The sequence below is a fragment of the Streptomyces sp. NPDC041814 genome, from assembly GCF_055590565.1.
Genome location: NZ_JBVJAM010000006.1, coordinates 313743 through 335128, shown reverse-complemented (window position 1 = coordinate 335128; position 21386 = coordinate 313743). Strand labels below are relative to the sequence as shown.

Annotated in this window: 18 protein-coding genes; 5 read left to right on the top strand and 13 right to left on the bottom strand. The window is 72.4% G+C overall.

Features of this window, described 5'->3' with window-relative positions; translation table 11 throughout:
- The first annotated feature begins 43 nt into the window (after positions 1 to 43).
- Positions 44 to 760, top strand: coding sequence for a L,D-transpeptidase family protein (locus ACZ6C6_RS18235; protein ID WP_469203859.1), 717 nt, complete (start codon positions 44 to 46; stop codon positions 758 to 760).
- A 98-nt stretch (positions 761 to 858) separates the two neighbouring features.
- Complete coding sequence (locus tag ACZ6C6_RS18230) at positions 859 to 1881, top strand: sigma-70 family RNA polymerase sigma factor (protein WP_469203857.1); 1023 nt, start codon at positions 859 to 861, stop codon at positions 1879 to 1881.
- On the opposite strand, the gene ACZ6C6_RS18225 is transcribed toward ACZ6C6_RS18230, so the two are convergent.
- The 13 genes from ACZ6C6_RS18225 to ACZ6C6_RS18165 form a co-directional block, all read right to left on the bottom strand.
- Positions 1796 to 2212: an STAS domain-containing protein gene (locus tag ACZ6C6_RS18225; RefSeq protein WP_469203855.1), complete on the bottom strand. Its 417-nt coding sequence runs from the start codon at positions 2210 to 2212 to the stop codon at positions 1796 to 1798. The two genes, ACZ6C6_RS18230 and ACZ6C6_RS18225, sit on opposite strands and share 86 nt — an antisense overlap.
- A gap of 44 nt (positions 2213 to 2256) precedes the next feature.
- Entirely contained in the window at positions 2257 to 3534 is a 1278-nt protein-coding gene (locus tag ACZ6C6_RS18220) for a thymidine phosphorylase (RefSeq protein ID WP_469203853.1), read from the bottom strand.
- 117 nt (positions 3535 to 3651) lie between these two features.
- Positions 3652 to 4056, bottom strand: coding sequence for a cytidine deaminase (locus ACZ6C6_RS18215; RefSeq protein ID WP_073964308.1), 405 nt, complete (start codon positions 4054 to 4056; stop codon positions 3652 to 3654).
- Positions 4053 to 5342 carry an ABC transporter permease gene (locus ACZ6C6_RS18210; RefSeq protein ID WP_469203851.1) on the bottom strand — a complete coding sequence of 430 codons (1290 nt, stop codon included), beginning with the start codon at positions 5340 to 5342 and terminating at the stop codon, positions 4053 to 4055. Before ACZ6C6_RS18210 ends, ACZ6C6_RS18215 begins: the two co-directional genes overlap by 4 nt.
- Positions 5339 to 6454, bottom strand: a complete 1116-nt coding sequence (locus tag ACZ6C6_RS18205; protein WP_469203849.1) for an ABC transporter permease — start codon at positions 6452 to 6454, stop codon at positions 5339 to 5341. Before ACZ6C6_RS18205 ends, ACZ6C6_RS18210 begins: the two co-directional genes overlap by 4 nt.
- Positions 6451 to 8040, bottom strand: coding sequence for an ABC transporter ATP-binding protein (locus tag ACZ6C6_RS18200; protein ID WP_469203847.1), 1590 nt, complete (start codon positions 8038 to 8040; stop codon positions 6451 to 6453). The genes ACZ6C6_RS18205 and ACZ6C6_RS18200 overlap by 4 nt, the downstream gene beginning before the upstream one ends.
- 252 nt (positions 8041 to 8292) lie before the next feature.
- Entirely contained in the window at positions 8293 to 9333 is a 1041-nt protein-coding gene (locus ACZ6C6_RS18195) for a BMP family lipoprotein (protein WP_469203845.1), read from the bottom strand.
- A gap of 149 nt (positions 9334 to 9482) precedes the next feature.
- Positions 9483 to 10712, bottom strand: a complete 1230-nt coding sequence (locus tag ACZ6C6_RS18190; protein ID WP_469204030.1) for an amidohydrolase — start codon at positions 10710 to 10712, stop codon at positions 9483 to 9485.
- A gap of 197 nt (positions 10713 to 10909) precedes the next feature.
- On the bottom strand, positions 10910 to 11521 hold the full coding sequence (locus ACZ6C6_RS18185; RefSeq protein ID WP_469203843.1) for a hypothetical protein: 612 nt from the start codon (positions 11519 to 11521) through the stop codon (positions 10910 to 10912).
- 132 nt (positions 11522 to 11653) lie between these two features.
- The gene (locus ACZ6C6_RS18180) at positions 11654 to 12712 is read right to left on the bottom strand and encodes a hypothetical protein (protein WP_469203841.1); all 1059 of its coding nucleotides are present in this window, start codon (positions 12710 to 12712) and stop codon (positions 11654 to 11656) included.
- Between the two features lie 11 nt (positions 12713 to 12723).
- Positions 12724 to 13659, bottom strand: coding sequence for an N-acetylneuraminate synthase family protein (locus ACZ6C6_RS18175; protein WP_425816792.1), 936 nt, complete (start codon positions 13657 to 13659; stop codon positions 12724 to 12726).
- Between the two features lie 11 nt (positions 13660 to 13670).
- Positions 13671 to 14903, bottom strand: coding sequence for a cytidylyltransferase domain-containing protein (locus tag ACZ6C6_RS18170; RefSeq protein ID WP_469203839.1), 1233 nt, complete (start codon positions 14901 to 14903; stop codon positions 13671 to 13673).
- A gap of 62 nt (positions 14904 to 14965) precedes the next feature.
- Positions 14966 to 16315, bottom strand: coding sequence for a DUF6716 putative glycosyltransferase (locus ACZ6C6_RS18165; protein WP_469203837.1), 1350 nt, complete (start codon positions 16313 to 16315; stop codon positions 14966 to 14968).
- 209 nt (positions 16316 to 16524) lie between these two features.
- Here ACZ6C6_RS18165 and ACZ6C6_RS18160 point away from each other — a divergent pair, with 209 nt between their 5' ends.
- From ACZ6C6_RS18160 to ACZ6C6_RS18150, 3 genes are read left to right on the top strand one after another with little or no spacing between them, the layout of a single operon-like run.
- A complete protein-coding gene (locus tag ACZ6C6_RS18160; RefSeq protein ID WP_469203835.1) occupies positions 16525 to 17502 on the top strand; it encodes a glycosyltransferase family 2 protein in 978 nt (325 codons plus the stop codon).
- A complete protein-coding gene (locus ACZ6C6_RS18155; protein WP_469203833.1) occupies positions 17502 to 18860 on the top strand; it encodes a polysialyltransferase family glycosyltransferase in 1359 nt (452 codons plus the stop codon). Before ACZ6C6_RS18160 ends, ACZ6C6_RS18155 begins: the two co-directional genes overlap by 1 nt.
- Before the next feature lie 3 nt (positions 18861 to 18863).
- Entirely contained in the window at positions 18864 to 21347 is a 2484-nt protein-coding gene (locus ACZ6C6_RS18150; RefSeq protein WP_469203831.1) for a YfhO family protein, read from the top strand.
- Positions 21348 to 21386: the final 39 nt, after the last annotated feature.

Below are 21386 nucleotides of genomic sequence, written 5' to 3'. Positions count from 1 at the left end.
TGCGCGCGAAGGGGAGTTGGCGTACATGGGAGTCAGGAAGAACATGCGGAACATACGGGGCATTGCGGGCGTACGGGCGCGGCGGGGGCTCGTCCTGTCCGTCGCGGGTCTGACCGCGATACCGGCGTTCGTCCTCGGTACGGGCACCGCCGCGCAGGCGGCGTCCTGCACGACGTCCACGGGCCCGTACCAGAAGCAGGTGGAGAAGTACCTGCACCTGAAGGTGGACGGCAGGCAGTCGTCGGCGGACTGCAAGAAGATCCGGTCGTTCCAGAGCACCTACGGGGTCACTCCGACCATCGGTTACGCGGGACCGGTCACCTGGCGCACGATGCAGACGCTCACCGCGCAGAAGGCGGCCAGCAAGAACCCGAACAAGGCCGGGAAGTGCCCGACCAACAAGGGGCGCATCGCCTGCGTCGACCTGACACGGCAGATCAGCTGGATCCAGGACGGCAAGAAGCTGAAGTTCGGGCCGGTGCCGGTGCGGACGGGACGGGACAAGTACGAGACGCGGACGGGCGCCAAGAAGATCTACTGGCGCCACAAGAACCACGTGTCCTCGATCTACCACGTGTCCATGCCGTACTCGCAGTTCTTCGACGGCGGGCAGGCGTTCCACGCGGTCGGCGTGAAGATGTGGAACCCGCCGGGGTCGCACGGCTGCGTCAACATGCGCACCTCGGACGCGAAGTCATACTGGAATTTGTTGAAGAACGGCGACGACGTCTACGTGTACGGCCGCAAGCCGGGGACCTGACGGCTGCCGCTCGCCCGCCCCGTTGTCAGTGCCCCGCTGTAGCTTCCGAAGTACTGGACGGAGCGAGCGGTCGCACGGCACGACAGGGTGGATCGGCGATGAGTGAACTGACAGCGGCGGCAGCGGGTCCCGGCGCCGGGACCGGCGCGCCGGGGGACATCGACAGCCGCCTGGAAGGGCACCGGGTCGAGCTGACCGGTTACTGCTACCGGATGCTCGGCTCGGCGTTCGAGGCGGAGGACGCGGTCCAGGACACGCTGGTGCGGGCCTGGCGGAGCTTCGACAAGTTCGAGGGCCGGTCCTCGCTGCGGTCCTGGCTGTACCGCATCGCGACCAACGTCTGCCTCGACATGCTGAACGCGGGCAAGCGGCGGGCCCGGCCGGTCGATCTGACCGGGCCGACGCCGCTCGCGCAGGCCGCGCTCAACCCGCTGCCGGAGAACACCTGGCTGGAGCCGATGCCGGACGGCCGGATCATCCCGACGACCGACGACCCGGCGGAGGCGGCGGTGGCGCGCGAGTCGGTGCGCCTCGCGTTCGTCGCGGCGCTCCAGCACCTGCCGCCGAAGCAGCGCGCGGTGCTCATCCTGCGCGAGGTGCTGGCGTGGAGGGCCGCGGAGGTCGCGGAGCTGCTCGGCACCTCCGTCGCCTCGGTCAACAGCGCCCTCCAGCGGGCCCGCGCGACCCTGACCGACCACGAGTCCGTGGCGGCCGACGCGGCGGACCCCCTGGACGCGGAGCAGACCGCCCTGCTGGAACGGTACGTGGCGGCGTTCGAGGGCTACGACATGAAGGCGCTGACCGCCCTCCTCCACGAGGACGCGGTGATGACGATGCCGCCGTTCGACCTGTGGCTCCGGGGCCACGAGGACATCACCGGCTTCATGACGTCCCTGGGCGCGGGCTGCGCCGGCTCCCGCCTCCTCGCGACCACCGCCAACGGCACCCCGGCCTTCGCCCACTACAAGCCCGATCCGGAGGGCCCGGGCTTCCTCCCCTGGGCGGTCCAGGTCATCGACATCAAGGACGGCACGATCACGGGCCTGCACTGCTTCCTGGACGCGCCCCGCTGGTTCCCGCTGTTCGGCTTCCCGGACCGGCTGGAGGCGGTTGCGGTCTGAGGCGTCGGGCATCGTCCGGGACCGGCCCGTCCTGCCCGGCCGCCCCCGCCGTCTCCCCCAGCCCGACCAGTTCCAACAGTGCCCGTAGTTCAGGCGGGGTGCCGCGCAGCCGCAGTCGGCGGCCGTTCGCCCTGCGTGCCGTCAGGGACAGGCGGGCGATCGCCTCGATCGTGGTCAGGTCCGGGTGGGCGACCTCGCTCGCGTCGCAGGCCGCCATGGTGGCCGGGGACGCCGTCAGCATCGCCGCCAGTTCCGCGCAGAGGCGGGGGACATCGGCCCGGGTGAGGGGGTCCGGGAGGACGACGACGGCCGCCGGCTGCTCGGGGTTCATGTCCAGGCAGACCGGCGGCGCGCCGGGAATTCATCGCACCGGGGTCAGGCGATACGTTCCCGCACCACCGGGGTCGCCGTGAACGCCGTGCCCGCGGGCTCGATGTCGTACGCGTCCGGGAGCGCCTTCAGGGCGTAGTCGAACTTCTCCGGGGTGTCCGTGTGCAGCGTCAGCAGCGGCTGGCCGTCGGTGACCACGTCGCCGGGCTTGGCGTGGAGCTCGATGCCCGCGCCGGCCTGGACCGGGTCCTCCTTGCGCGCCCGGCCCGCGCCGAGGCGCCAGGCGGCGACGCCGATGTCGTAGGCGTCCAGGCGGGTCAGGACGCCGGAGGAGGACGCCCTGATGACGTGCTGCTCGCGGGCGACCGGGAGTGCGGCGTCCGGGTCGCCGCCCTGCGCGGAGATCATGCGGCGCCAGACGTCCATCGCGGAGCCGTCCTGGAGGGCCTTCTCCGGATCGGCGTCCTTGAGTCCGGCCGCGTCCAGCATCTCGCGGGCCAGGGCCAGCGTGAGGTCGATGACGTCCTTGGGGCCGCCGCCGGCCAGGACCTCGACGGACTCGCGGACCTCCAGGGCGTTCCCGGCGGTGAGGCCGAGCGGGGTGGACATGTCGGTGAGCAGGGCGACCGTGCGGACGCCGCTGTCGGTGCCGAGGGCGACCATCGTGGAGGCCAGTTCGCGGGCGTCGTCCAGGGTCTTCATGAAGGCGCCGGACCCGACCTTGACGTCCAGGACCAGGGCGCCCGTGCCCTCCGCGATCTTCTTCGACATGATCGAGCTGGCGATGAGCGGGATCGCCTCGACGGTGCCGGTGACGTCGCGCAGCGCGTACAGCTTCTTGTCGGCGGGGGCCAGCCCGTCGCCCGCCGCGCAGATGACCGCACCGGTGGTGTCGAGGACGTCCAGCATCTCGGCGTTCGAGAGGTGGGCGCGCCAGCCGGGGATGGACTCCAGCTTGTCGAGGGTGCCGCCGGTGTGGCCGAGGCCCCGGCCGCTGAGCTGCGGGACGGCCGCGCCGCAGGCGGCGACCAGCGGGGCGAGCGGCAGGGTGATCTTGTCGCCGACACCGCCGGTGGAGTGCTTGTCCGTGGTGGGGCGGGAGAGGCTGTCGAAGTTCATCCGCTCGCCGGAGGCGATCATCGCGGCGGTCCAGCGGGCGATCTCCGTGCGGTTCATGCCGTTCAGCAGGATCGCCATGGCCAGCGCGGACATCTGCTCGTCGGCGACCTCGCCGCGGGTGTACGCGTCGATGACCCAGTCGATCTGCTCGGGGGTCAGCTCGCCTCGGTCCCGCTTGGTGCGGATGACGGAGATGGCGTCCATGGTCTGGCGTCCTTCCGGCCGGTACGTACGGTGCGCGTGGGCCCTGTTGACTCTACGCGCATAGAGGGCAAAAGAGGCGCCGGGTGGGCCCGTTGTGCGGGCCCACCCGGCGGGGGTTCAGCCGAGGTGCGACGGGCCGAAGGCCTGGGGCAGCATCTCGTCCAGGGTGCGGAAGCCGTCCGGGGTCTCCAGGATCAGCTCCGGGCCGCCGAACTCGTACAGCAGCTGCCGGCACCGGCCGCACGGGACGAGGCTCTCGCCCGCCCCGTCCACGCAGGTGAAGTGGGTCAGCCGGCCGCCGCCGGTGGCGTGCAGCTGGGAGACCAGGCCGCACTCGGCGCAGAGCCCGATCCCGTACGAGGCGTTCTCGACGTTGCAGCCGGTGATCGTACGGCCGTCGTCCACCCGGGCCGCGACGCCGACCGGGTAGCCGGAGTACGGGGCGTACGCACGGGACATGGCGTCCCGGGCCGCGGCCCGCAGGGCCTCCCAGTCGGCCTCGGTGAAGGGCGGGGGCGTCACTTGCCCTGGCCCTTGCGGTAGCGCATGCCGTCCGCCTTCGGCATCCGCAGCCGCTGCGCGGAGAGCGAGAGGACGAGCAGCGTGACGATGTACGGCGTGGCGCTGACGAACTCGGTGGGCACGCTGTCCGTACCGAGGTACCAGACCAGGACGACGGCGGCGATGACCGCGCTGACGACGCCCTGCACCCAGTTCTTGCGGTAGAGCTTCCACGCGGCGATGCCGACGAGCACCACGAACAGCAGCAGGAGCAGCGCGTGGACGGACTCGCCGCCGTTGCGCAGCTGGAGCGCGTCGGCGAAGCCGAACAGGCCCGCGCCCATGGCGAGGCCGCCGGGGCGCCAGTTGCCGAAGATCATCGCGGCGAGACCGATGTAACCGCGTCCGCCGGTCTGGCCCTCGTTGTAGATGTGCGAGGTGACCAGGGACAGGAAGGCGCCGCCGAGCCCGGCGAGGCCGCCGGAGACGATCACCGCGACGTACTTGTACGTGTAGACGTTGACGCCGAGCGATTCGGCGGCGACCGGGTTCTCGCCGCAGGAGCGCAGGCGCAGGCCGAACGCCGTCTTCCACAGGACGAAGAAGGTCCCGATGAACAGGACGACGGCCAGGATCGTCAGCAGCGAGAGGTTGGTGACGAGGCCGCCGAGGATGCCGGCCAGGTCGGAGACGAAGAACCAGTGGTGCTTCTCGATGGAGTGCAGTCCGTCGGAGAGGCCGGGGATCGTCACCGAGGTGATGTCGTCGGACGGCGGGGACTGCTTCGGGGAGCCGCCCTTGGCCGCCGCCTCGCCGCTGTTGAACCACAGCTTGGCGAAGTAGGTGGTGAAGCCGAGCGCCAGGATGTTGATGGCGATGCCGGAGATGATGTGGTCGACGCCGAAGGTGATGGTCGCGACCGCGTGCAGCAGGCCGCCGAGCATGCCGCCGACGACACCGGCGAGGACGCCGAGCCAGGGGCTGGTCTGCCAGCCGGCCCAGGCGCCGAAGAAGGTGCCGAGGATCATCATGCCTTCGAGGCCGATGTTGACCACACCGGCCCGTTCGGACCACAGACCGCCGAGACCGGCGAGGCCGATCGGCACGGCCATGGCGAGCGCGGCGCTGATCTGGCCCGCCGAGGTGACGTCCTGGGCGCCGGTGATGGCGCGCACGGCGGACAGCGCGAGCAGGACGCCCGCGACGATCAGCAGGATGACGGGGAAGGACAGGCGGGAACGCCCGCTCTTGCCGCCGGAGACCTTGGGGGCCGCCGGGGGCGGGGTGGAAGTCGCCGTGACGGTCACGCCGACACCTCCTGCTGGTCGGAGTTACGGGCGGCCTGTGCGGCGAGTTCCGCGCCGACCTTGCTCTGCTGGCGCTTGAGTCCGTAGCGGCGGACGACTTCGTACGCGATGACGACGCACAGGACGATGACGCCCTGGATCACGCCGACGATCTCCTTGTCGTAACCCTCGAACTCCAGCTTTCCGGTGCCGCGCTCCAGGAAGCCCCAGAGCAGCGCACCGAGCGCGATGCCGACGGGGTGGTTGCGGCCGAGGAGGGCGATGGCGATGCCGGTGAAGCCGATGCCGACCGGGAAGTCGCCGCTGAACTCGTGGCTGTCGTTGAGCAGCGTCGGCATGCCGATGAGACCGGCGACGGCGCCCGAGATGAGCATCGAGGTGATGATCATGCGGCGGACGTTGACCCCGCTCGCCTCGGCGGCCGAGCCGGACTGGCCGACGGTGCGCAGGTCGAAGCCGAAGCGGGTACGGGACAGCGTGAACCAGTACGCGATGCCGGCGGCGACGGCGACGACGATGAAGCCCCAGACGGGGGTCGGCGTCGTCGGGAACTCGAAGAAGTGCGAGGACTCCGGGAGCGGCTTGGTGGAGATCTTGGTGCCGGCCTCGTCCAGGTGGCCGAGGCGGTTCTGCTGGAGCAGGTAGCCGATGACCGCGGTCGCGATGGAGTTCAGCATGATCGTGGAGACGACCTCGCTGACGCCCCGGGTGACCTTGAGCAGACCGGCGATACCGGCCCACATGGCGCCGACGATCATCGCGGTGAGGATGATCAGCGGGATCTGGAGGGCGCCGGGCAGGGTCAGCGCGCCGCCGAGCGCGGCGGCGAAGAAGGCGGCGAGGCGGTACTGCCCGTCGACGCCGATGTTGAAGAGGTTCATCCGGAAGCCGACGGCCACCGCGAGACCCGCGAGGTAGTACGTCGTCGCCTTGTTGAGGATGTAGACCTGGCTGTCCGACTTCAGGCCGTAGTCGAACATGATGCCGAAGGCGTTGAACGGCTCCTTGCCGGTGGCGGCGAGCACGAGTGCCGTCACCAGGAAGGCGACCACGATCGCGAGTACGGGGGCCGCGATCCCCAGGAGCAGCCGCTCCTTGTCGATCTTCTTCATCGGTCCTCTCCCCCTTCGCGGGGGTCGGTGTCGTCGTCCGTGGCGGGCGCGGCGGGCGCCTCGCCCCCCTCCGGCGCTTCCAGGTGGCCGCTGGCCGCGCCGGTCATCGCCGAGCCGAGCTCCTCGGGGGTGATGGCCGCGGGGTCGGCGTCCGCGACCAGGCGGCCGCGGTACATGACGCGCAGGGTGTCGGAGAGCCCGATCAGCTCGTCCAGGTCGGCGGAGATCAGCAGGACGGCCAGGCCCTCGCTCCGGGCCTCGCGGATCTGGTCCCAGATCTGGGCCTGGGCGCCGACGTCCACGCCCCGGGTGGGGTGCGCGGCGATCAGGAGCTTGGGCGCGTGGCTCATCTCGCGGCCGACGATCAGCTTCTGCTGGTTGCCGCCGGAGAGGGAGGCCGCGGTGACGTCGATCCCGGGGGTGCGGACGTCGTACTCGCGCACGATGCGCTCGGTGTCGGTGCGGGCGGCCTTGATGTCGAGGAAGGCGCCCCGGCTGTTGGGCCGCTCGGTGACGTGGCCGAGGATGCGGTTCTCCCAGAGGGGGGCCTCCAGCAGGAGCCCGTGCCGGTGGCGGTCCTCGGGGATGACGGCCATGCCGCCCTCGCGGCGCTTGCGGGTCGGGGTGCGGGAGATGTCCGCGCCGTCCAGCGTGAGGGTGCCCGCGTCCGGGGTGCGCATGCCCATGATCGCGTCGACCAGTTCGGACTGGCCGTTGCCCTCCACGCCGGCGATGCCGAGGACCTCGCCCTTGTGGATGGTGAAGGTGATGCCGTCGAGCACGGCGCGCACGGCGCCGTCCGGGTCGGTCGCGGTGAGCCGCAGGCCGTCCACGGTGAGCATGGGCGTGTCGGTGACCGTGGACTCGCGGGTCTCCGGGGAGGGGAGCTCGCTGCCGACCATGAGCTCGGCGAGCTGCTTGGTCGTGGTGTTGCCGGGGTCGGCGGTGCCCACGGTGGTGCCGCGCCGGATGACCGTGATCTCGTCGGCGACCGACAGGACCTCGCCCAGCTTGTGCGAGATGAAGATGACGGTCAGGCCCTCCGCCTTGAGCTCCCGCAGGTTGTCGAAGAGCGCGTCGACCTCCTGGGGCACGAGGACGGCGGTCGGCTCGTCGAGGATCAGGGTGCGGGCGCCCCGGTAGAGGACCTTGAGGATCTCCACGCGCTGCCGGTCGGCGACACCGAGGTCCTCGACCATGGCGTCCGGGCGGACGCCGAGACCGTACGCGTCGGAGATCTCCCGGATCTTGGCGCGGGCCCGGTCCCCGATGCCGTACAGCTTCTCGGAGCCCAGGACGACGTTCTCCAGGACGGTGAGGTAGTCGGCGAGCATGAAGTGCTGGTGCACCATGCCGATGCCGCGGTCGATGGCATCGCCCGGGTTGGAGAACACGGCCTGTTCGCCGTCCACCGCGATGGTGCCCTCGTCCGGCTTCTGCATGCCGTAAAGGATCTTCATCAGAGTGGACTTGCCGGCGCCGTTCTCACCGACGAGGGCGTGGACGGTGCCGCGGCGCACGGTGATGTCGATGTCGTGGTTGGCCACGACCCCGGGGAACCGCTTGGTGATACCGCGGAGCTCCACGGCGTTGGGACTGCTGGACGCGTTGATGGCGCACTCTCCTTGGCAGGAGCGGAGGGCGGGGGCGGTGAGGACGGGAAGGCGGGGGTGGAAAACGTATCGCGCCCGGCTGGTTCCAGTCCCGACGCTACGCGCGTAGCGTCGCCGAATCGTTGGCCACCTGATCACAGGTGGCCGCCACCCCGCCGGGGGTACGTGAATCGGGGCCCGGAACGGGCGGCCGAAGCCGCTCGCCGGGCCCCGATCGACGGTGGATCAGGTCGTGGTCTTGACCGTGATGGTGCCGTCGACGATCTTCTTCTTCGCCTCGTCGAGCTGGGTCTGGATGTCCTTGAGGTGGTCACCCGTGGGGGTCAGGCTGACGCCGCCCTTGGCCAGCGAGTACGTCTGCGTACCGGTGATCGGCTTGCCGTCCTTGACGGACTTGACCAGGTCGAAGACGCCGGAGTCGACGTTCTTGACGACCGAGGTCAGGATCGTGTCCGCGTACTTCGCCAGGGCCGGGTCCTTGGCCTGGTCGGAGTCGACGCCGATGGACCAGGCGCCCTTCTTGCCGGCGACGGCCTCGATCGAGCCCGCACCCGAGCCGCCCGCGGCGGCGAAGATGACGTCGATGCCCTTGTCGAGCATGCCCTTGGCGGCGGCCTTGCCCTTGTCGGGGCTGCCGAAGCCGGAGAGGTCCGAGCCGGTGGACAGGTACTGGATCTGCACCGTGGCCTTCGGCTTGGTGTCCAGGACGCCCTGGCGGAAGCCGGCCGCGAACTTCTTGATCAGCGGGAGGTCCACACCGCCGATGAAGCCGACCTTGTCGTCCTTGGACTTCAGCGCCGCCGCGACACCGGCGAGGTAGGAGCCCTGCTCCTCGGTGAAGACGATGTTGTCGACGTTCTTCGCGTCGGAGACCGAGTCGACCAGGCCGAAGCTGATCTTCGGGTACTTGGGCGCGATCTTGTCGACCGCCTCCTTGTACGCGAAGCCGATCGCGATGACCGGGTTGTAGCCGCCCTCGGCGAGCGACTGGAGGCGCTGGTCGCGGTCGGCCGAGCTCTCACCGGTCTTGGCGGTGAGCTCCTTCGTCTCGGCGCCGAACTCGGCCTTGGCCTTGTCCAGGCCGCGCGCGGCGGAGTCGTTGAACGAGTTGTCGCCACGGCCGCCGACGTCGTAGGCCATGCCGATCTTCATCTTGCCGTCGTCCGAGCCGCTGCTCTCGTCGGACGACTCGCCGCACGCGGTGGCGGTGAGTGCGAGGGCCGCGGTGACGGCGATCGCGGCGCTGATCTTGGATACCCGGCGCAAGGGAAGGCTCCTTCAAACCTGACCGAAGCGCCTCTTCCGGCGCTGGTTTCGCCGCGATCGTAACGCGCGTAGATGTCAGATAAAGCCCTGTACGGAAGCCGTTATCGGATCGTCGCGAACGCGCGCCGAACCCGGGGCGACGTGTCCGGTTACGAATGGTTGACGTGGAGCAACGCGGAGGCGGTGAAGAGCTCGACGCCGACCGTGATCGCTTCCTCGTCGGCGTCGAAGTTGCCGCGGTGGAGGTCGAGCCCGCGGGTGTCGCCGGGGGTGCGGACCCCGAGGCGCGCCATGGCACCCGGGACGTGCTCCAGGTACCAGGAGAAGTCCTCGCCGCCGAGGCTCTGCTCGGTGTCCTCGATCGCATACGGTCCGCGGCGCGCGGCCATCGCTCCGGCCAGGAGATCGGTCGCGGCGGCCTCGTTGACGACGGGCGGGACGCCCCGGACGTAGTTGATCACCGTCTTGGCGCGGTGCATCCCGGCCACCTCGTCGATCGCGGCGTGCACCAGGTCCGGCGCCTCGCGCCATGCCTTGAGGTCCAGGCAGCGGACGGTGCCGGAGAGCTCCGCGTGCTGCGGGATGACATTGCAGGCGTGGCCCGTCTCCAGGCGCCCCCAGGTCAGGGCGAGCCCGGCCCGCGCGTCGGCCCGGCGGGCCAGCAGGGCGGGCACCTCGGTGGCGACCTTGGCGGCGGCGGTGACCAGGTCCGTGGTGAGGTGCGGGCGGGCGGTGTGGCCGCCGGGTCCGTCCAGGGCGACTTCGAGGCGGTCGCAGGCGGAGGTGATCGCGCCGACCCGGAGCCCGATCCGGCCGGCGTCCACCTTCGGGTCGCAGTGGACGCCGACGATCCGGCCGACGCCTTCGAGGACCCCGGACTCGATCGCGTCGGGCGCCCCGCCGGGCAGCACCTCCTCGGCCGGCTGGAAGATCAGCCGCACCGGGTTGGGCAGCAGCCCCTGCCGGTCCAGCTCGGCGAGCACGAGGCCGGCGCCGAGCACGGTGGTGGTGTGGACGTCGTGCCCGCAGGCGTGCGCCCGGTCGGGCACGGTGGAGCGGTAGGGCACGCCGCTCTTGGTGTCCGGGATGGGCAGCGCGTCGATGTCGGCCCGGAGCGCGAGCATCGGCCGGGTGTCCTCCCCGCGCGTCCCGACGTCGCACATGAGCCCGGTCCCGGAGGCGAGCACCTTCGGCGCGAGCCCGGCCCGTTCCAGCCGGGCCTTGATCGCCGCGGTGGTGCGGAACTCCTGATTGCCCAGCTCGGGGTGCATGTGGAGGTCCCTGCGGAAGGCGATCAGCTCGGCGCGCAGGGCGTCGGGCAGCGTGCCGGGCAGGTTCGCGCCCTGGGAGGGACCGGCTTCGGACTCGGGGCAGATCAACTGGCTCACCTTTTGAAGGGTAAGCCTGTTCCCTCCTCAACTGACCATGAAACAAGAAAACTTCAGCCACACAGGCGAATGTTTGGCCGCGTCTCGGCGTGTGGGACGGGCACGGGGTGGGTAAACTCCGGCGCTCGCCGCGCCTCCGCCGGCTGCCCGTCACCGGGTTCGCCACGTCGCGACCGGCGGGAACCTCCTCAGCCCCGCAGAGCCCGGCGTATCGGGTGCAGCGCCAGCCCGACGCAGAGGGCCCCCACCGTCAGCAGGTCCAGGCTCATGGCCATCATGACGGTCCCGGCGAGTACCAGCAGCGGGGACCGGGCCGGAACCCCGTCCCGGCGGAAAAGCGCGAGCAGCGTGAGGAGCGCCAGCAGCCCGAGCCAGAACAGCAGCGGCACCACCGTGTAGACGACCGGCATCACACCCGGCACGTCCTGCACCCTTTCGAACAGGTCGCTCATCGCCTGCTTGTCCGCGGCGAGGAACCCGACCACGAGGTCGATCACCGCCTGCACCGCCACCGCCGCCGACCCCAGCAGCCCGATCCCGGCGGCCACCCGGACCCCGGCCCGTCCGGCGCCGCGCACCCCGGACGGCAGCCGCAGGCTCAGGAACACCGGAACGAAAGCGAGCACTCCGGCCAGGAACAGCAGGTGCGCCGTCGACCACCACACCCCTGGCCCGTAGTCACCGACTGCCCGCCCGATGAGCCGCACCACCCCGTATCCGGCCATCAGGGCCGGCCCCGCGAGGAGAGCGGTCCTGGTGATGCCGCCCTGCTGAAGCCGCGTCAATTCCCTTGTCTGCATGGGTCGATGATCGATTCCCGGCATGGCGGTCGGCTATCGGGTGCACCCCTGAAGCGCCCCTGATCCGGGCCCCGCGGCACCCGGGGTCGACGGCGGACCCGCGTCAGGGTCCGCCCGCGCCGGGCCGGGCCCTCACGCCTCCCCCGTCACCGCCGTGACCCGCCACGGTGCCAGGCGGTGGACGTCCCGGGCCGTCTCCGTGACGCCGCTCAGGAAACCCTGGGCGCGCGGGGAGGCCGTTTCGTGGAGCCATTCCGGGGCGATGTCGCAGACCGCGACCTTCACCTCCGTGCCGGCCAGCGCGAGGGGCAGGGTGTGCACCACGGTGGACGGGAAGCTCAGCACCGTGCGGCCGATCGGGCCCCGGCGGGCGATGAGCTCCAGGGGGAGGTCGGGACGGACGATCTCCAGGCCGGTGACCGCCTCCAGGGCGTGCAGCTTCTCGGTGGACTCGCGGCGGTGCGCGAAGTAGCGGGTGGCGCCGTGCGTACGGGCGAGGGCGGCGACCGCCTCCAGATAGCGGGCCCGGTCCACCACGCCCGTCTCGACCAGCGAGGTGCCGACCAGGTCCGCGCCCTTGGTGAGCGACGGCGGGCCGAAGCGGGACCGGGTCCAGGAGAAGGTGTTCGGGATGAGGGTGACGCCCGGCGGCGGGATCACGGGCATGGCGGTGAACAGCTCGACCTCGCGCGCCGCCGACGGGGTGAACCTGCGCCGTGCGGTGGACGTCACCGGGGCGAGGGCCAGCTCGCGCGGGCCGAGGCCGCCGCGCCGGTGCCAGCGCACCAGGCGCTCGCCCCGGGTGAGCTGGGCGACGAACTCCATGGTGGCGGTGCCGTCGTCGACCACGGTGAGGCGGCGGGGGCGGACCAGCGTGAGCAGCAGCTGCACGTAACGCGAGAACGGGTCGCCGATGACGATGTGGTCGGCGTTGCGGACGAGCCGGGTCAGGGCGCGCAGCGACTTCAGGGGGGTGCCCGAGTCGCCGCGCGCCTCCTGCCAGCGCACGGTCATGCCCTCGTCGCGGGCCAGCTCCGCCATCCGGCGCAGCTGACCGCGCGACATCGGGTCGACCGGGGGGAGGACGACGACGGTGACGTCCGTGAGGACGCGCCCGCCGCCCCCCTCGGTGACGGCCCACTCCAGGACGTTCAGGAGCTGGACCGGGCTCTCGACGAAGGCGAGGTTCACCGGCCGGCCCGTCAGACCGCGACCGGCTCGGCGGCCGGGGCCGCCGCGTCGCTCTCCGCCACGACGCCCGGGACCCGGCGGAGCTTCTTCATCGGGCCGAGCTCGGACTCGTACACCTTCTTGACGCCGTCGCCGAGGCTCGCCTCGATGGTGCGGATGTCGCGGACGAGGCGGGACAGGCCCTGCGGCTCGACCGAGGCGGCCTGGTCGGAGCCCCACATGGCGCGGTCCAGGGTGATGTGGCGCTCCACGAACGCGGCGCCGAGGGCGACGGCGGCGAGGGTGGTCTGGAGGCCCGTCTCGTGGCCGCTGTAGCCGATCGGGACGTTGGGGTACTCCTGCTGGAGGGTGTGGATGACCCGCAGGTTCAGCTCCTCGGCCTTCGCCGGGTACGTGGAGGTGGCGTGGCAGAGCAGGATGTTGTCGGAGCCCAGCACCTCGACGGCGTGCCGGATCTGGCGCGGGGTCGACATGCCGGTGGAGAGGATCACCGTGCGGCCGGTGGCGCGCAGGGTGCGCAGCAGCTCGTCGTCGGTGAGCGAGGCGGAGGCCACCTTGTGGGCGGGGACGTCGAACTTCTCCAGGAAGGCGACGGCCTCGGTGTCCCACGGCGAGGCGAACCAGTCGATGCCGCGCTCGGCGCAGTGCTCGGAGATGGCCCGGTACTCGTCCTCGCCGAACTCGACGCGGTGGCGGTAGTCGATGTACGTCATGCGGCCCCAGGGGGTGTCGCGCTCGATGTCCCACTGGTCGCGCGGGGTGCAGATCTCCGGGGTGCGCTTCTGGAACTTGACGGCGTCGCAGCCGGCCTCGGCGGCCACGTCGATCAGCGCGAGGGCGTTGTCGAGGTCGCCGTTGTGGTTGATGCCGATCTCGCCGGTGATGTAGACGGGGTTGCCGGGTCCGGCGGTGCGGTTGCCGAGGGTGCGCAGGCGGGAGGTGCTCATGAGGGTGTTCCTTACTCGGTGGGGACTGAGGTGGGGGCTGTGGTGAGGGTGGGGCCCAGGAGCCAGGCCGCGATCTCGCGGATGGCGCCGGAGCCGCCCGGGGTGGTCGTCACGGCGCGCGCCGCTGCGCGCACCGAGTCGTGGGCGCTCGCGACGGCCACGGGCCAGCCGGCGAGCGCGAAGCAGGGGAGGTCGTTGACGTCGTTGCCGACGTACATGACGCGTTCGGGCGCGAGGGACTGCTCGTCGCACCACTGCTTGAGCGCGAGGTCCTTGCGGTCGACGCCGTGCAGGACGGGCACGCGCAGCTTGTGGGCGCGGGCGGCGACGACGGGGTTCTGTTCGGTGGACAGGATCAGCAGCGGTACGCCCGCCTTGCGGAGGGCGGCGATGCCGAGTCCGTCGCCCCGGTGCACGGCGACGGTCTCGCGGCCGTCGGAGTCCACCAGGACCCGGTCGTCGGTCTGGGTGCCGTCGAAGTCGAGGACCACGGCGTCGATGTCGTCCAGGGTGGGCAGCGGTGCCGGGTCCAGGAGCGGGGCGAGGGCGCGGGCGCGGGCCAGGTCGTGCGGGTCGTCGATCTCCAGGACGCGCGCGGGGTCGGTGCGGACCAGCGCGGTGTGGCCGAAGAAGCGGTGGCGGTGGGTGCGGAACCCGGCGGCGTCCATGGCGTAGGCGGCGCCCGTCTCCAGCAGGTCCTCGGGGCGGTCCTGGCGGCGCGGGCGGACCCGCTTGTCGTGGTTGACGCCGTAGTTGTGGTCCTCGACCGCGGTGCCGTCGCGCCACAGGAAGCCGTGGAAGGGGGCGACGGTGACGGCGGTGTCGGCGCCCTCGCGGGCGACGGCGGCGGCCACCCCGTCGATGTCCTCGCGGGTGACGAAGGGGCTGGTGCACTGGACGAGGAGGACGACGTCGGCGGTGCGGCCCCGCAGCGCCTCGTAGGCGTCGAGGGCGTGCAGCACGGCGGCCTCGCTGGTCGCGGTGTCGCCGGCGATCTCCTCGGGGCGCTGGACGCAGTGCAGCCGGGCGCTCTCGCCGAGGGCTTCGGCCGCCGCGCGGGCCGCTTCGGCGACGGCGGGCGCGTCGGTCGTCACGACGACGTCGGTGACCTCGCCGGAGGCCAGGCAGGCGTTGACGGCGCGGGCGACGAGCGGGACGCCGCCGACCCGGGCGAGGTTCTTGGCGGGTACGCCCTTGGAGCCGCCGCGTGCGGGGATGACGGCGAGCACGGTGGGTCGGTTCATCGGTGCTCCGGTGGGTGTGGTGTCGGTGGTGTGCGCGGCTCGCGTGGTCACGGCTCGCGTGGTCACAGGTCCCCCATCCGCCGGACGACCGGGGCGACGCGCTGGACGCCGTGCCGGTACGCGCCCCGGGCCGCGTCCCGGACCGCCTCGCGCACCACCGTCCGGACCCGGCCGGCCTCGCGGGGCGCGGCGGCACCGGGCAGCGGGCGGCCGTCGGGGGCCAGGTGGTGGCGGGCGAGGATGCCGGGGAGGTAGCCGGGGGCGGTGGCGGGCGTGTAGTAGGGCGCCGGGCCGGGCAGCCGGCCCCGGGCCAGCAGTGCGGTGACCCGGGCCCTTGCGGTGTCGTACGCGGCGGGGTAGCTGCCGTCGGCGGCGACGCCCTGGCCGGCCAGCCAGTCCGGGTCGGGTTCCGGGTGGCCGCCGCCGTCCAGGTGGTCGAACGAGGTGAGCAGTCCGGACCCGGTGAAGTGGTGGTTGCCGAGGGCTTCGCGCACCCCGAGGTCGGTGAGGACGGCGGTGGGGATGCGGCGGTGCAGGGACTCCAGGGCGGCCGTGGAGGAGACGGTGACGAGGAGGTCGGTGCGGTCCAGGACCTCGCCCATGTGCCCGTACACCAGGCGGAAGTTGGGCGGGAGGCCACCGGGCAGGCGCTCGGCGAGCCGCTGGTAGGGGTGCTCCTCGATGTGCGTGGTGTGCTCGCCGGGCTTGGAGCGCAGCTTCAGCAGCACCTCGCGGCCGGGGTGCAGCCGGGCGTGCTCGACGAGGCGCCTCAGCAGGTACGTCCGGTCGGCGCGGTTCTCCGGTACGGAGGGTTGGGCGGCGAACACCAGGGTGTCGCGGCCGGGTTCCGGGCGGTAGGGCTCGCCGCCGAGGAACGGGAGGGCGGCCTCGGTGACGGCCGAGGCGTCGGCGCCCACTCCCTCGTACACCGCGCGGAAACGCTCCGCGTCGTGACGGGAGTTGGCGAGGACGACGTCGGCGCCGTGGCGCAGCAGGAGCCCGTCGGTGAGCTTCTCGTAGACGACGCCGACGTAGCCGGTGACGAGGACGGGCCTGGTGGGCAGCCGGAGCGCCGCGATGCCGTGCAGCATGGCCTGGACGGCGCCGCCGACGAGGGCGAGGACGACGACGTCGTATCCCTCGTCCCGTACCGCGTGCAGGAATTCGACGGCGGTGACCTCGCGCACCCGGTCGGCGGGGATCCCCACGTCGCCGACCTCGGCGAGCTGGCGGGGGGTGGGGGTCGCCCGGCCGCGCAGCAGCAGTCCGCTGATCTCGACCCGCTGCGCGGGTGCCCCGGACACGGGGGCGGTGAGGCGGTGCGCGGTGAGCGCGCCCCATTTCCACCGGGTGTCGGAGTCGGCGATCACGGCTGCCCTGAGGGCGGTCGTCTTTTCGGTACGTCGTGGCACGTCTCCGAATTTAGGAAGGCATTCGGATTCGCGGCCCAACGTGACGGCAACAGCGGGTTAACAGCCCGCCGACACCCGGAGAATCAGCTGACGGAAAGGGCTTCCGGGAGCGGGGAATCGGGCTGGTTCATTGTCCCGACATTCTTCGTTCACCTGGTGTACCCGTCGGGTCCAAAGTAAATGCCGGACCGGCGCCTAGCGTGGTCCGCGTGGTCAAGCTCTCCGTCATCGTGCCGTTCTACAACGTTCGGGCCTACGCCCCCGACACCCTGAGAAGTCTGCGGGCCAATGCCCGCGAGGGGGTCGAATTCATCCTCGTCGACGACTGTTCGTCCGACGGGACCCTGGACATCCTCCGGCGCGCCGAGCGCGAACTCCCGGGTGCCGTCCTGGTCCCGCACGAGCGGAACGGGGGCCTGGCCACCGCGCGCAACACGGGGATCGACGCGGCGCGCGGCGAATACCTCACGTTCCTGGACGGCGACGACTGGGCGGTGCCCGGGCACTACGAGCGGCTGCTGGCCGCGATCACGGCCCTGGGCTGCGATTTCGTCCGTACGGACCATGTGCAGTTCACCGACCGGGTGCGCACGGTCCACCGCGTCCCGTTCGGGCTGCGGAACACCGTGGTCAGCCCGCGCGAGGTGATCCTGCCGGCCGACCGGTCGACGCCGGTGGACTACGCGTACGCCTGGGCCGGGGCCTACCACCGCCGGCTCGCGGATTCGGGGCTGCTGCGGTTCCGGGACGGGCTGCGCACGGCGGAGGACCGGCCGTGGATCTGGCGGCTGCACCGGGAGGCGGAGTCCTTCGCGGCGGTCGGGCTGCCCGGGATCTTCTACCGGCGCGGGGTCGCCTCCTCGCTGACCCAGATCGGCGATGTGCGCCAGCTGGACTTCATCCGCGCCTTCGACCAGGTGCTGGAGGAAACGGCCCTGGACCCGGATGCGGACCGGCTGATGCCGAAGGCCGTGCGTACGTACTGCGCGGTCATGGCGCACCATTTGGAATCCATCGAAAGGTTCGAACCAGCAGTGGCCAGGAAATTGCGCTCGATGAGCGCGGCTTCGCTGCGGCGCATGCCCCAGGACATTCTCGCGGAAACGCTGAATTCGCTGGGTGAGCGCCGTGCGGACCGGCTGCGCCGGGTGCGCCGCCGGTCCGTGTCGCGGGAGGTCGCGGCCTGATGCCCGGCAGCCGGTCCACCACTCAGATCTTCTCGGCGTGCACGCAGTACGCCGCGGCCACGCTCGTCGCGGCCCTGCGCTCCGGCATGTTCGGGCCGCGCTCCGAGCACCGGCGCGTCCTGGTCGTGAGCGACACCTCGCCCGCCCCGGAGCTCGGCACCCCGCTCCACCAACGGCCCGGATTCGAGGCGCTGGCCGCCGAGTTCGACGCGGTGCGGTCCTGGAACGACTTCATCAGCCCGTTCCACCCGGCCGGCTGGGCGCCCCGGGAGCAGGACGCCCCGCTGTGGGAGCGGGCCGTGCGCGCGGCCTGGGACCTCGGCGACGGGCCGGTCGAGCTGGCCTGCGAGTCCATCCAGGCCAACCCCGCGCAGGCGCTGGCGACGGTCTTCGGCGACAGCCCGCTGCACGTGTACGCGGACGGGCTGATGAGCTACGGACCGACCCGCAGCCGGCTCGACCAGCTGATCGGCACCCGCATCCGCCGGCTGCTCCACCTGGACCTGGTGCCGGGACTGAAGCCCCTGCTGCTCACGGAGTTCGGGGTGGAGCCGGAGGTCGTCCCGACGGACGCGTTCCTCAAGGTGCTGGGCGAGCTGGCCGATCCGGTCGCCGCCCCCGAGGCTCCGGGCCCCGTCCTCGTTCTCGGTCAGTACCTGTCCACCCTCGGGATCCTGACGCCCCGCCAGGAGGAGGACCTGCACGCGGAGATGGTGCGCGGCGCGGTCGCCCTCGGCCACACCCGCGTCGTCTTCAAACCGCACCCCAGCGCGCCCGCCCACTGGACGCGCGCGCTGGAGGAGGAGGCGGTGCGGCTCGGCGCCACGCTCACCGTGGCGGACAGCCCGGTCCTGGCCGAGACGCTGTTCGAGTCGATGCGCCCCGCCCTCGTCGTCGGCTGCTTCTCCACCGCGCTGCTGACCGCCGCCTCGTTCTACGGGCTGCCGGTCGCCCGCCTGGGCACGGGCCCGCTGCTGCAACAGCTCAGCCCGTACCAGAACAGCAACCGCATCCCCGTGACGATCGTGGACGCGCTGCTCCCCGACCTTGCCGACCCGGCAGCGGTGACCGGCTGGTCGATGCCCTCGCCCGAGGAGGTCGCGCGCGGGGCCGCCGGGCTGGTCGGCGCGGTCGGCTACGCGATGCAGCCGCAGCTCCAGGCGCCCCTGCGCCCCGCCGCCGAGCGCTATCTGAGCGGCCACCGGGACAGCGTGCGGCGGTACTTCAAGCGGCGGCGGCTGACCGCGCTCGGGCTGCCCGGGGCGATCCCCGCGCAGCTCACGTTCATCCCGCGCAACGCGACGGTCCGCCGCATCGCGCGCCGGGCCCGGACGCTGAAGCGGGCAGCGGCCGGCTGAGCCATGAGGAAACTCCCGATAATCCGGTCGCCGCGCGGCCGGGCCGCCGCGCTGGCCGCCGTGCTCGCAGCCCTGGCCGTCTGCGCCGGGGACGCGGTGGCCCGCAGCTACCCCTTCGGCCCGCACACCCGCAGCGTCAACGACCTGGGCAACCAGTTCGTCCCGTTCCACGCCCGGCTCTGGGACCTGCTGCACGGCCGTGCCGACGGCGGACTGCTGCTGAACTGGCAGTCCGGCTTCGGCACGGGCTTCCTGCCCGACTTCGGTACGTATCTGAGCAGCCCGTTCGCCCTGCTCGTCGGGGTCTTCCCCCGGGACCGCATCGACCTGGCGGTGTACGCGGTCACGCTGGTGAAGACCGGGGCGGCGGCGGCCGCGATGACCTGGCTGCTGACGGCGTTGCGGCGGGGGCGGGGCAAGGAGTGGGCGGCAGCCGCGCTCGGGGCCTCGTACGCGCTGTGCGGGTGGTCGGTGATCGAGGCCGTCTACAACCCGATGTGGCTGGACGGGCTGATCGCGTTCCCGCTGCTGTGCCTGGCCGCCGAGTGGGCGCGCACGGGCCGCCGGCCGGTCCTGGGCACGCTGCTCGTGACGCTGGCCTGGGTGTCGAACTTCTACACCGCGTACATGGCGACGCTCGGCGCGGCCCTGGTGCTGGTGGTGCGGCTGGTGCTGGAGGACGGGACGCGCCGGGAGCGGGTACGGGGGCTGGGCCGCGCGGTGCGGACCGTCGCGCTCGGCGTCGGGCTCGCCGCGCCCGTCCTGGTGCCGGTGTTCCTCGGGACGCGGCACGCCTATCCGGGCTGGACGCGCACGTTCGCCCCGGCGGCCTGGCCCGATGTCGCGGCCCGGTTGCTCCCGGCCACGTACGGCTTCTTCAGCCCGGCGCTCTTCCTGGGCACCGGCGCCCTGCTGCTGGCGGGCGCCCTGGCCTTCCACCGGGCCGTCCCGCGCACCGAACGCCTGGTGTGGGCGGGGCTCGTGGCGGGGGTCGCGCTGTCGTTGCAGTGGGGGCCGACGCATCTGCTGTGGCACGCCTTCGCGACGCCCAACGGCAGCCCGTACCGCCAGACGTTCGTGCTGTCCGGGCTCCTGGTGATCGCCGCCTGGCTGTCCGTCGCCTCCGCCTGGCCGGACCGGCGGGCGCTGCTCGGGGGCGCCGGAGTGCTCGCGCTGATCGCCGCCGGGGCCGCGTCCAGCGCCCTGGTCACCGCCTGGACGTACCCGCTGTTCGCGGCGGGACTGGTGGCCGTGGCGGGCGCCCTGGTGCTGGCCCGGCGCGGCCGGTACGCCGTGCTGGCGGCGCTCCTCCTGATCGGGGCGCAGGCCGGGCAGGCCGCCGCGACGACCGCGTACGCCGACCGGCAGCGGCTGGGGCGGCTGGACGACTACGCGCCCTGGGGCGAGCGGCAGCGCCTTCAGGCTGCGGCGGTGGCCGGGGCGGACGGCTGGCCGCGCTACCGGACCGACCCCGGTCTGGAGCAGAGCACGGCGAACGATCCGCTGCTGACCGGCGGCCAGGGCGGGGCGTACTACAGCAGCCACACCCCGGACGTGCTGACCCGCACCTTCCTCGCCCTGGGCGCCGGGTGGACGTCCAACGGCCGCGCGCTGCACGATCTAAACGGCCCGGTGACGGACGCGGTGTTCTCCGTGGGCGCCCGGGTGCACATGCCGCGCGACCCGCACCAGGGCTGGAACCGCCCGGACGCCCGCCCGGTCACGGTGACACGGGCGGAGGTGCCGCCGCTGGTGACGGTACGGGACGTGAACGGGCCGGTGCGGTACGGGCGTTCACCGTTCCGCAACCAGGAGAAGCTGCTCGGTGCGTCCGTCTACGCGGTGCCTTCGACCACCCTCCGCGCGACGGACGGAACCGACGCGCCGGACGCGGGGGCGTACGACTACGCGGTGCGGCCCGGCACGTACACCCTGCGGGCGGCCTGCCCGGCGGGCAGCGAGGTGTACCTGTGGGCGCCGGACCTGTTCGGCCGCGCGCGGCTGGGGGCGTCCGAGGAGGCCGACTTCCGGGGTGAGTTGCCGGGGCGGCGGGCAGAGCTGCGGAAGCTGGGCGACGGGGGCGGGGCGCTCGCCGTGTCGTTGCGGGTGGCCCGGCCGGGGACCGTCCCGCACGAGGCCGTGGGCTGCCTGGACCGGGCCCGGCTGGCGGACGCGGTGGCCGGGCTGAAGCGGACGGGGGCGACGCGGGTGACGGTCACCGGGAGCGGCGTACGCGCCGAACTTCCCACCGGGACGCGGGGATGGGCCGTTCTCGCCGCGCCCCGGACCGCCGGGTGGAGCTGCGGGGGCCGCCCGGCCGGCTCGTACCTCGGGCTGGTCGCGGCCCCGGTGGGCGGCGACCGGCCGGTGCTCGACTGCTCGTACCGGCCGCCGGGGCTGAAGGCGGGGGGCCTCGCGGGGGCGGGGGCGCTGCTGGGGCTGGTGGCGGTGGGGGTGACGGGGCGGCGGCGCCGGGCGGCGGCGTAGCCCCGGACACCCGCGACGACACCGAGACTTCATCTCCGC

Excerpts from the sequence above, each read along its gene's own strand:
- ACZ6C6_RS18170 (WP_469203839.1), bottom strand. The coding sequence starts at position 14,903 with ATGAACCGACCCACCGTGCTCGCCGTCATCCCCGCACGCGGCGGCTCC.
- ACZ6C6_RS18235 (WP_469203859.1), top strand. The coding sequence starts at position 44 with ATGCGGAACATACGGGGCATTGCGGGCGTACGGGCGCGGCGGGGGCTC.
- ACZ6C6_RS18225 (WP_469203855.1), bottom strand. The coding sequence starts at position 2,212 with ATGAACCCCGAGCAGCCGGCGGCCGTCGTCGTCCTCCCGGACCCCCTC.
- ACZ6C6_RS18155 (WP_469203833.1), top strand. The coding sequence starts at position 17,502 with ATGCCCGGCAGCCGGTCCACCACTCAGATCTTCTCGGCGTGCACGCAG.
- ACZ6C6_RS18185 (WP_469203843.1), bottom strand. The coding sequence starts at position 11,521 with ATGCAGACAAGGGAATTGACGCGGCTTCAGCAGGGCGGCATCACCAGG.
- ACZ6C6_RS18220 (WP_469203853.1), bottom strand. The coding sequence starts at position 3,534 with ATGGACGCCATCTCCGTCATCCGCACCAAGCGGGACCGAGGCGAGCTG.
- ACZ6C6_RS18205 (WP_469203849.1), bottom strand. The coding sequence starts at position 6,454 with ATGAAGAAGATCGACAAGGAGCGGCTGCTCCTGGGGATCGCGGCCCCC.
- ACZ6C6_RS18230 (WP_469203857.1), top strand. The coding sequence starts at position 859 with ATGAGTGAACTGACAGCGGCGGCAGCGGGTCCCGGCGCCGGGACCGGC.
- ACZ6C6_RS18150 (WP_469203831.1), top strand. The coding sequence starts at position 18,864 with ATGAGGAAACTCCCGATAATCCGGTCGCCGCGCGGCCGGGCCGCCGCG.
- ACZ6C6_RS18175 (WP_425816792.1), bottom strand. The coding sequence starts at position 13,659 with ATGAGCACCTCCCGCCTGCGCACCCTCGGCAACCGCACCGCCGGACCC.